Source organism: Mesorhizobium sp. WSM3864, from assembly GCF_002294955.1.
GTDB lineage: Bacteria > Pseudomonadota > Alphaproteobacteria > Rhizobiales > Rhizobiaceae > Mesorhizobium.
In genome coordinates, this window is sequence record NZ_NSGD01000006.1 from 321190 (window position 1) to 330427 (window position 9238).

A 9238-nucleotide genomic window follows, 5' to 3' on the forward strand; every position below is an offset into this window, starting at 1 on the left:
GCCGCTGTTTCGTGACGGCTTATAGGCGAGGGTGCCGGATGCGTCAAGCCAAGCGGAAACTCTACTGGCGCTGAAAATAAAGCAAAAACAATCAATTGGCGAAACGGTATTATTTTACCTCATCCATTCGCTTCGGCGGGATCGAATAGGTCCCGGTGGCGTGGGCCACCGTGTGCCGGTCGGCCCCGGCGACGATGTCGATGTCGAAGACCATCAGGCTCTTTCCGAGCTTAAGGATACGGCAATGGCCGTCGATCGGTCCGGCCTCGGCCTTGCGCATGAAGTTGATGTTGAGATTGGTCGTCACCGAAAGCGCATCCGGCCCGGCATGGCTGAGCACGCACACATAGCCGCCGATGTCGGCAAGCGTGAACAGGGCTGGACCCGAGACGGTGCCGCCGGGGCGCAGATGGCGCTGGTCGGCATTGAGCCGCACCGTGCAGCCGCCCGGAAACACTTCCAGCGCCTCATAGAAGGAGAACTGGTCGTTGAGCTGCGGATAGACGTTTGCCATCAGCGCGTTGACTTCGGCCGCGGTCAGCACCGGCTTGAGCTTGCTTTGAGCGGGCATGCGCGATTCCTATATACGGGAAGTTCCAGGCGGCGCGCCTGGACCAAACGGTGCCACGGAGAAAACACGTCTCGCGGCTGTTCTTCAATCGGCAGCATGTTAGTTCTGTTGCTCCATAACCCGGGACCGCTGATCGAGAGGTTCAAAAATGGCCGAAGTCGTTGCCATCAAGCCCGCCGTCGCCGACGGCCCGGTTCTTGTCAGCCAAGACAAGGGCGTGCTGCGCCTCACCCTTGCAAGCCCGCCGGCCAACGCGCTGTCGCTGGCGACGATGGCGGCGCTGGAGGCCGAGTTCGACCGCGTGAAGGACGACAAATCCGTACGCGTCATCATCCTGGCAGCGTCAGGCAAAGTGTTTTGCGCCGGCCACGACCTCAAGGAAATGACGGCGCACCGCGCAGAACCGGATCGCGGCCGCGCCTTCTTCGAAAAGACCTTTGTCGCCTGCGCAAAGCTGATGCAGACCATCGTGCGCCATCCGAGGCCGGTGATCGCCGAGGTCGACGGTCTGGCTACCGCGGCCGGATTGCAGCTTGTCGCGAGCTGCGACCTCGCCATCGCCTCGCACGAAGCGACCTTCTGCACGCCCGGCGTCAATATCGGCCTGTTCTGCTCGACGCCGATGGTTGCGCTGTCGCGCAACGTCTCGCGCAAGCAGGCGATGGAAATGCTTCTCACCGGCGAGACGATCGATGCGGCGACGGCCAAGGAGTTCGGTCTCATCAACCGGATCGTGCCGCGCGAATATCTGAATCAGGTTGTCAACAGATACGCGCAAACGATTGCTTCAAAATCGTCTTTGGTGGTCAAGACCGGCAAGGAGGCGTTCTACGCCCAGGCCGAAATGGGCCTGGCCGACGCCTACGCCTATACCGGCCGCGTGATGGTGGAAAACATGCTGGCGCGCGACGCCGAGGAGGGCATCGGCGCCTTCATCGGCAAGCGCAAGCCGGAATGGGCCGACGAATAATTGACCCGAGAATGCAGCGCGCTTTTTCATGATTGAAGGTCCGACGTGGCTGCCCGCAAGCAACTGACGCGGCTGAAAGCGCCCTATCTCAAGCGCATTCTGCTTGAGCCTTCGCGCGTCGCGTATTGGGACGGATATCCATGGAGCCTGCCGATCTTCCGGGATCGCGAATTCGAGTTCGAATTCACGTCGGCCATCACCATCATCGTTGGCGAGAACGGCACCGGCAAATCGACGCTGCTCGAAGCCATCGGCGCGCTGGCCGGCTATGACGAGGCCGGCGGCGGCAAAGGCTATATGCCCGTCGACCACTCAGGCGCCATCGACAAAAGTGGTGCTGCACTTGCCGCTGCGCTGCGCTGCCATTGGCTGCCGAAGGTCACCGCGGGCTGGTTCTTTCGGGCGGAGTCCTTTTACTCCGTGGCTCGTTATCTTGACCAGGCGGCGCTGGAGTCTGGCGGAGCGCCGCCGGACTTCCTGTCATGGTCGCATGGCGAAGGGTTCATCCGCTTCTTCGAGGAACGCTGCCGACGACAGGGCATCTACATCCTCGACGAGCCCGAAAGCGCGCTCTCGCCGACGCGCCAGATCGAGTTGCTGAAGCTGCTTCAGCGCATGGAGCGGTCCGGCACCGCGCAGGTGATCATGGCGACGCACTCTCCGTTGCTGATGGCCTGCCCGAACGCGCGGCTCTTCCGCATCAGCCGCATCGGCCTCGATCTGATTGATCTTCAGGACACCGATCATTTTCGCATGATGCGTGACTTCTGCAGCGATCCGGCTGCCTTTCTCGCCGATGCGCTGTATGAGGACGAGCCATGAATCACGACGCCTACGACAACAGCTACATTGCTGGCATTCTGAACTCGGTGAAGACCATTGCCATGGTCGGCGCCTCGCCCAACGACGTGCGGCCGAGCTATTTCGTGCTGAAATATCTGCTGGCCAAGGGTTTTTCGGTGTTGCCGATCAATCCCGGTCATGCCGGCAAGCAGATCCTTGGACAGACGGTCTATGCCAGCCTGGCCGACCTGCCGCATCCGGTTGACATGATCGACATTTTTCGCGGCTCGGCCGCTGTCCCTGGCATCGTCGAGCAGGTACTGAAGCTCGATCCGCTGCCGAAGGTCGTTTGGATGCAACTCGGCGTTCGCCATGACGAGGCCGCCGCGCGCGCCGAGGCAGCCGGCATCAAGGTGGTCATGAACCGCTGTCCCAAGATCGAATATGGCAAGCTGTCGGGCGAGATCGGCTGGACCGGCGTCAACTCCGGCGTGCTGTCGTCGAAGAAGCCTTTGATGCGCAAGGGTTTCCAGAGTTTTGGCGTGCGCCAGAAATAGGCGGACCACCATGGGCGCAAAATTCCGGGAAGAAACGGATTTTCCCGGGCGTTCGACGCAGATCGCACGCCGAAAGGTATTTTGTTCTTTGCATTCACGACCGCGCTTGGCCAAGAATGCCCGGGGATTTCCGCAAGTTTGAGAGGGAGGCTTCGATGACCCGTACGCCCGGTTTCAACACGCTCGCCGTCCATGCCGGCGCCAAGCCGGACCCGGCGACCGGCGCGCGCGCCACGCCGATCTATCAGACCACCTCCTATGTCTTCGATGACGCCGACCACGCCGCCTCGCTGTTCGGGCTGAAGGCCTTCGGGAACATCTACACCCGCATCATGAACCCCACGCAGGCTGTTCTCGAGGAGCGTCTCGCCGCGCTCGAAGGTGGCACTGCCGCGCTGGCCGTCGCCTCCGGCCACGCCGCCCAGGTCATCGTCTTCCACAATCTGATGCGGCCGGGTGACAATTTCGTATCTGCCACAAAGCTTTATGGCGGCTCCATCAACCAATTCGGCCACGCCTTCAAGAATTATGGCTGGGAGGTTCGCTGGGCCGATACCAACGATCCATCGACCTTTGAGAGCCAAATCGACGACAACACCAGGGCGATCTTCATCGAAAGTCTCGCCAATCCGGGCGGCATCTTCGTCGACATCGAGAAGATCGGCGACATCGCTCGCAGGCACGGCCTGCCGCTGATCGTCGACAACACGCTGGCCTCGCCCTATCTCGTGCGGCCGATCGAGCATGGCGCCGATATCGTGGTGCATTCGCTCACCAAGTTCATCGGCGGCCACGGCAATTCGATCGGCGGCGCCATCGTCGACGGCGGCACCTTCGATTGGTCGAAGTCGGGCAAATACCCGATGCTGTCGGAGCCTCGCCCTGAATATGGCGGCCTCGTCCTGCACGAGACTTTCGGCAACTTCGCCTTTGCCATTGCCGCGCGCGTGCTCGGCCTGCGCGACCTCGGCCCGGCGATCTCGCCCTTCAACGCCTTCCTGATCCTGACCGGCCTGGAAACCTTGCCGCTCAGGATGCAGCGTCATTGCGACAACGCAGCGAGCGTCGCCGCCTGGCTTTCCAACCATCCGAAAGTCGCCTGGGTGAACTATCCCGGACTGCCGAGCGACAAGAACAATGCGCTGCAGAAGAAATACTCGCCGCAGGGTGCCGGCGCCGTTTTCACCTTTGGCCTCAAGGCCGGCTACGAGGCCGGCGTCAAGTTCGTCGAGGCGCTGGAACTGTTCTCGCACCTCGCCAATGTTGGCGACACCAAGTCGCTGGTCATTCACCCGGCTTCGACCACGCACCGGCAACTGTCCGACGAGCAGAAGGTAAAGGCCGGTGCCGGCCCGGACACGGTCCGCCTGTCGATCGGCATCGAGGACGTCAACGACATCGTCGCCGACCTCGAACAGGCGCTGAGCAAGGTCTGAGCGCGATGTCCGCCTTTCTCGCGGTTGATCCCGAAACTGTCGAGCCGGAGGCCGGCGCGCCGGCCCCGGACCGCTTGATCTCCGGCGATCCGAAATTCCGCACCTGGAATGTCGAGGAGCGGGACGGCAGCCTTTATGCCGGCATCTGGGAAGCGACGCCGGGCAAGTGGCGCATCGTCTATGACGAATGGGAATTCTGCCACATCCTGTCCGGCGTCTCGGTGATCGCCGAAGACGGCGGCGACGCGCGCACGGTCAAGGCCGGCGACAGTTTTGTGCTGCGGCCGGGTTTCAAGGGAACCTGGGAAGTGCTGGAGACGACGCGGAAGGAATATGTGATCAAGCTGTGAAGCGCGCTCGCCGGGCTGTTAGAGCAGCCGGTCGACATCCGCATCGGAGAAACCGAATCCGGCCATCAGGTCGCGGTGCCAGCGGCTTCCAAGCAGGTCGCCCAGACCGTCATCGACACGCCGCCTCAACGCGTCGTTGCCTTTGGCGACCGCAAACGCGCCGGCGGCGGGCAACCGTTCGGACGCGGGAACGTCAATGACATCGGCCAGCGCAGCCGGTCGCCGCGCGATGTAGCCGCGATGCGCCATGGCAACGCTGGCATAGGCCTGCACCATGCCGGTAGCCACCGCCTCCGCTGCCTCGGCCTGCGTGGCGAACACACTGATCCGCTCCGGCGGCAGGCCATTCTCAAGGGCCGTCCGATGCTGGATCTGGTTCGATATCACGCCAAGCCTCGCGGAAGGGTGGCCTGCAAGAGAGCGATAGCCCTCAAGGTCGAGCGGGTTGCCCTTGGCGACCATCAAGCCGTCCGGCAGCGACCAGATCGGGCGACTGAAGTCCACCAGCTTGCTGCGCTCTTCTGAGATGAACAGACCGGTGGTCATGTCCCAGCGACCGTCGGCCAATCCCGGCAGCAACTCGGCGAATTCAGTCTCGACGGGCGTGAAAGCCATCGTTTCGGACATCGCGAAGATCTTCTCGGCCAGCATAGCGTCGCAGCCGCCGACTTTCCCGGATGCATCGGTGAAGCAGAAGGGAGGTTCCTGCAGAAATGCGAATCTCATTTTCCAGGCCTTCGGATTTTTGCGGCTCAGAAGCGCACCGACAGCGCTTCCAATCCATGAAAATGATAGGTGTCGCGGAAGCGCGGCTCTTCCGTCAGGCCTAGATCCGGCAGCCGGTCGAACAGCGTCTTCAGCGACACCTGCAACTCCAACCTGGCCAGCGGCGCGCCGATGCAGAAGTGGATGCCGGCGCCGAACGACACGTTCTTCTGGTCCGTCCGCGCGGGGTTGAATGTGGCCGGTCCGGCGAAAGCCAGCGGGTCGTGATTGGCCATGCCGAGCAGCAGCGCCACCGTCTCGCCGGGCTTGAGCAAAATGCCCGGAGCAGCTTCCATCTCTTCATAGGCATAGCGCAGGAACATGTGCAGCGGCGCATCGTAGCGCAGGCATTCCTCGACCGTGGCGGCATTGGCCTCCGGTGTTGCGAAGAAGCGGCGCGCATCGCCGCCCTGCGCGAGGATCGTTCTCACGGCATTTCCGGTCTGATGCACAGTCGCTTCGTGCCCTGCGTTGAGCAGAAGGATAGCTGAGGAAACCAGCTCGTCCTCCGAGAGCTTCTGGCCGTTGTCCTGGGCCTCGATCAGCAGCGAAAGCAGATCGTCGCTGGGTCTCTTGCGCCGCTCGGCGACATAGCCGCGCAGGAACGCCGCGAAATCGCGCGCGGCGCGGTTGGCCGTCTCCTCGGTCTCGCGCGTGCGGCCGTGCATGTACATGGCGACCATCTGATGCGACCAGTCGAGCAGTTGCGGCCCCATCTCGACCGGAACGCCGAGCATTTCGGCGATGATGGTGATCGGCAAGGGCGAGGCGTAAGCGGGCAGAACATCGGCGGAGCCCGGCTCGAAGCGGTCGATCAGCTCATTGGCCAGAGCCTCGATGCGCGGCCGCAGCCGCTCGACCTGGCGCGAGACAAAGGCTCGATTGACCAAAGTTCTCAGCCTAGTATGCACCGGCGGCTCGAGCTCAAGCATCGAATTGGCTTCGATGGCGTCGAAGGCTGTCAGGTGCGAACGGTCGTCGCCAACCCCGCGGCTGTCGGGAATGCCGGCCGGGTTCTGGCGGCCGAAGCGACGATCGCGAAGCAGGCGGTTGACGTCGTCGAAGCCGCCGAAACACCAAAAACCGTAATTCTCCCAGAAGAAGGCGTTCGAAGCGCCGTGCAAGAAGGCGTAGGCCTCATACGGGTTCTGCACAAAGGCAGGTTCATGCGGGTCGAGGCGCAGGCGGCGGCTGACGGGATCGAACGTGAGATAGGGTGGCATCATGTTCGACCAATAGCGCGCCTTGCCGGCCCGATGCCAGACCGCATCGCCGAGCCGGTCGTGCCGATATATTGAGCCAGGCTGGCCGCTGGAGAGGAAGAGCGGGGTGGCGCGCCATGGCTCCGGCGGAGCGCTTCAGCGTCCCGTTTTCAGGATACCGGCCACCTTGGTGGCTATCGCGGCATCGAGCGCCTGCCAGTTCCCGAGCAACTCGCGCGGGAAGCGGTAGGTGAGGCTGAGATCGTCGCCGACCTGGATGTCGCGCTCGCAGGGGGCCAGCGAATCCTCGGCAGTTGGGCCGCTCAGGCAGCGGGCGACGAACGGGTCTTTGCCGGGGCGCTCGGCGACCGCCAGGACCTCGTTGAGATAGCCCGATTTCTCGGTGAAGCCGTAGAGCCTTGTACCGCCCGGGCCGGGCGTGCCCGGCGTGACGATCAGGGCGCTGTAGATTGGGGCGAAACGGCCGCTCATGTCGCGCGACATCATCCGCGGCTCGAATGACAGGAAGATGATCTTCCTGGTCGTGACGTGGTTGAAGTCGTCGCGCGCGGCGGTGCTGTAGCCGTCCATTTCGGGATAGCGCAGATAAAGGTCGAAGCGCGAGGCGATGCCGTCGCGCCTGGCCTGGTCGAAGCGGATGAAGTTGGCCGGCACACTGATCACATTGTTGTCCATGACGACCTGGCGCACGGTCGTGTCGTCGGTATAGCCGGCCATGGCGATCGACCGGCCGAGCCATTTGCCGCCGAGACTGATAGCCACTGAAAGCAGGGCGAGCGCCGCGAAGACGTAGAAGACCCGCTTCATCAAGGTCGAGTCGACAACCTCGAATTCCTCCGCGGCGGCTGCCTCTCTCATCGCGATTCCCCGATCCGCTCACCTGTCCTCAGGTGGCACAACTGGCGCGGCATGGCTCTTGCAGCGCGTCGGCACGACTGTGCGGTCTCATGGTAAACGGTTGGTAAAGATGGATCTCATGCTGCTCCCTCTCTACGCTTTTGCGGTCGGCCTGACGGCTTGCGGCCTCGCCGGCTCGGCGATGGAAATCGTCTGCGGCCGCCGGCTGGCCTTCGCCGATCCCTATGTCACGCCTGCCCATATTGTGCGCTCGCTCGCGGTGACCGCCTGCGCCGGCCCGTTCATGCTCACCAATGATGCTCTGGCTGCGCGGCGCGAGGGGCGCATCGGCACGCTTGCGCTGCTTTCCTGCGGCTGCACGGCGATTGCGTGGGCACTGGCGCTCGGGATCGTGCTGATCACCATTGCTTCCTGGGCAACGGGTCTCCTAAGCTCCGCCGAATTCTCGGCTTGAGAGACGAATCGGAGAAAAGATGCCGATCTATGCGATCGACGGGAAGGCGCCCCGGTTCGAGGACGCTGAAACCAATTGGGTGGCGCCCGACGCCACGCTGATCGGCGATATCGCGATAGGCCGCAATGCCGGCTTCTGGTTCGGCGTCGTCATCCGCGGCGACGGTGAACCGATCACCATCGGCGCCGACACCAATGTGCAGGAACATACGGTCATGCACACCGACCCGGGCTATCCGCTCACCATCGGGCAGGGCTGCACGATCGGCCATCGCGCCCTGCTGCATGGCTGTACGGTCGGCGACAACAGCCTGATCGGCATGGGCGCCATCGTGCTCAACGGCGCGAGGATCGGCAAGAATTCGCTGGTCGGTGCCGGCGCTTTGGTGACGGAAAACAAGGCTTTCCCGGACAATTCGCTGATCGTCGGCTCGCCCGCCAAGGTGATAAGGGTGCTGGATGACGCGGCAATCGAGAGGCTGCGGGTATCGGCCGCGCACTATGTCGCCAACGGCAGGCGCTTCAAGGCCGGATTGAAGGAGCTCTGAGAGCGGTTCGGTCTGCCGTTTCGCCTGCGGCCTATTAATTGCGTCTGGACATCGCCTCACGCAGCAGCGACGCGCCCGCTTCGAAACCGGCGTGGTCTGCACCTTCCAGGGCGGTTTCATAATCATCGATGCGCGTCCTGAGCGACGGATCCGCGCCCGACGCCAGCAGCAGGCGGATTGCCTCGGCGTCGCGCAGCGCCACGGCGTAATGCAGAGGCGTCCAGTCGTTGACCCCGCGCATGTTCGGGTCGGCGCCCTGCTCGAGCAGGATTTGGATAAGCTGCAGCCTGTCCGGCCGCTCGGTGGATAGCGCGGCGATGACCGACGGGAAGCCGGCGGGATCCTCGTAATTCGGATTCGAGCCTGCATCAAGCAGCGTGGCGATGAAGCCGGTCGGGCTCCAATAGATCGCATATTCCAACGGATGGCCGAGGCCGAGCTCGAACGGCATCCTCTCGTCGTACCATCGTGCGGAGCCGCCCAGCGCCTTGCCAAGCCCCTCGAAATCGCCCGCCTTGAAGGCGTCGTCTATCGCCTTGAACAGCTTGGCGCGCTCATAGCGGTCGTCAGGGATTTCCAGCATCGCCGTCCATCCAAAAATAAACGGCGATATTGCTCCGGTCTGCCGCTACGAGAAAGGCCCGCAGGCGGCGGCAAAAAAAGCGGAGCCGGCCCGGGGACAGGGCCGGCTCCTAAAACCCGGTCGTTGGGGACGGGGAGGGTG

Annotated in this window: 12 protein-coding genes; 7 read left to right on the top strand and 5 right to left on the bottom strand. The window is 63.1% G+C overall.

Annotated features, from left to right (window positions below; translation table 11 throughout):
- Window positions 1-109: 109 nt before the first annotated feature.
- Entirely contained in the window at window positions 110-571 is a 462-nt protein-coding gene (locus tag CK215_RS16220; protein WP_095831491.1) for a PaaI family thioesterase, read from the bottom strand.
- Between the two features lie 148 nt (window positions 572-719).
- On the opposite strand from CK215_RS16220, the gene CK215_RS16225 reads away from it, so the two are divergent.
- From CK215_RS16225 to CK215_RS16245, 5 genes are all read left to right on the top strand, one after another.
- Window positions 720-1541, top strand: coding sequence for an enoyl-CoA hydratase (locus CK215_RS16225; protein ID WP_095831492.1), 822 nt, complete (start codon window positions 720-722; stop codon window positions 1539-1541).
- Window positions 1542-1586: 45 nt separating this feature from the next.
- On the top strand, window positions 1587-2363 hold the full coding sequence (locus tag CK215_RS16230) for an AAA family ATPase (RefSeq protein ID WP_095831493.1): 777 nt from the start codon (window positions 1587-1589) through the stop codon (window positions 2361-2363).
- The gene (locus CK215_RS16235; protein ID WP_066989458.1) at window positions 2360-2881 is read left to right on the top strand and encodes a CoA-binding protein; all 522 of its coding nucleotides are present in this window, start codon (window positions 2360-2362) and stop codon (window positions 2879-2881) included. Before CK215_RS16230 ends, CK215_RS16235 begins: the two co-directional genes overlap by 4 nt.
- A 155-nt stretch (window positions 2882-3036) precedes the next feature.
- Entirely contained in the window at window positions 3037-4317 is a 1281-nt protein-coding gene (locus tag CK215_RS16240; protein WP_066989881.1) for an O-acetylhomoserine aminocarboxypropyltransferase, read from the top strand.
- Between the two features lie 5 nt (window positions 4318-4322).
- Window positions 4323-4667 (top strand): cupin domain-containing protein, encoded by a 345-nt coding sequence (locus CK215_RS16245; RefSeq protein ID WP_066989461.1) that lies wholly within the window; start codon window positions 4323-4325, stop codon window positions 4665-4667.
- Window positions 4668-4685: 18 nt separating this feature from the next.
- Here CK215_RS16245 and CK215_RS16250 read toward each other — a convergent pair whose 3' ends face one another.
- The 3 genes from CK215_RS16250 to CK215_RS16260 all read right to left on the bottom strand — a co-directional run bounded on the left by CK215_RS16250 (window position 4686) and on the right by CK215_RS16260 (window position 7513).
- Window positions 4686-5393 carry a transporter substrate-binding domain-containing protein gene (locus CK215_RS16250; RefSeq protein ID WP_095831494.1) on the bottom strand — a complete coding sequence of 236 codons (708 nt, stop codon included), beginning with the start codon at window positions 5391-5393 and terminating at the stop codon, window positions 4686-4688.
- Window positions 5394-5419: 26 nt separating this feature from the next.
- A complete protein-coding gene (locus CK215_RS16255; RefSeq protein ID WP_095831495.1) occupies window positions 5420-6658 on the bottom strand; it encodes a cytochrome P450 in 1239 nt (412 codons plus the stop codon).
- Window positions 6659-6790: 132 nt separating this feature from the next.
- Complete coding sequence (locus CK215_RS16260; RefSeq protein WP_095831496.1) at window positions 6791-7513, bottom strand: hypothetical protein; 723 nt, start codon at window positions 7511-7513, stop codon at window positions 6791-6793.
- A 109-nt stretch (window positions 7514-7622) separates the two neighbouring features.
- Between CK215_RS16260 and CK215_RS16265 the strand changes: the two genes are divergently transcribed.
- Together CK215_RS16265 and CK215_RS16270 are read left to right on the top strand one after the other, a co-directional pair.
- The gene (locus CK215_RS16265) at window positions 7623-7967 is read left to right on the top strand and encodes a hypothetical protein (RefSeq protein WP_066989468.1); all 345 of its coding nucleotides are present in this window, start codon (window positions 7623-7625) and stop codon (window positions 7965-7967) included.
- A gap of 19 nt (window positions 7968-7986) precedes the next feature.
- On the top strand, window positions 7987-8514 hold the full coding sequence (locus CK215_RS16270; protein WP_066989470.1) for a gamma carbonic anhydrase family protein: 528 nt from the start codon (window positions 7987-7989) through the stop codon (window positions 8512-8514).
- Between the two features lie 34 nt (window positions 8515-8548).
- Here CK215_RS16270 and CK215_RS16275 read toward each other — a convergent pair whose 3' ends face one another.
- Complete coding sequence (locus tag CK215_RS16275) at window positions 8549-9097, bottom strand: ankyrin repeat domain-containing protein (RefSeq protein WP_095831497.1); 549 nt, start codon at window positions 9095-9097, stop codon at window positions 8549-8551.
- Between the last annotated feature and the right edge of the window lie 141 nt (window positions 9098-9238).